The organism is Vibrio sp. 10N.222.52.B7, assembly GCF_041474275.1.
In the GTDB taxonomy this organism is placed as follows: domain Bacteria; phylum Pseudomonadota; class Gammaproteobacteria; order Enterobacterales; family Vibrionaceae; genus Vibrio; species Vibrio crassostreae_C.
Genome location: NZ_JBFRTU010000300.1, coordinates 1 through 348 on the forward strand (window position 1 = coordinate 1; position 348 = coordinate 348).

Consider the following 348-nt stretch of genomic DNA (forward strand, 5'->3'; position numbering starts at 1 on the left):
CTTCTCACAAGGTTTTGATCTTGCTGACCCAGCGAAATACTACGGACAAGGCGACTACACCCTAGTTGGCGATCACTGGAAACTTAACGACAGCATCAACGTTAATGACTCGAAAATGTCTGGCATCAAAACCAACAGCTTTGAGTTAGGTTACCGCCTTGATAATGGTGATTTTAACCTGCAAACCGCGGCGTACTATTCACAATCTGATAAATCAGTTAAATACGACAAGAACACACTACTGATCGAAGAAATCGACGATAAAAAGCGTGTCTATGGTTTAGAAGCGATGGCATCTTACTGGGTGCATGAGAACATTCAGGTAGGCGCATCAGGTCACTACGTGAT

At 43.7% G+C, this 348-nt stretch carries 1 pseudogene; it reads left to right on the forward strand.

Features of this window, described 5'->3' with window-relative positions:
- Positions 1-348: pseudogene (locus tag AB4512_RS22930) on the forward strand (TonB-dependent siderophore receptor); the annotation flags it as partial.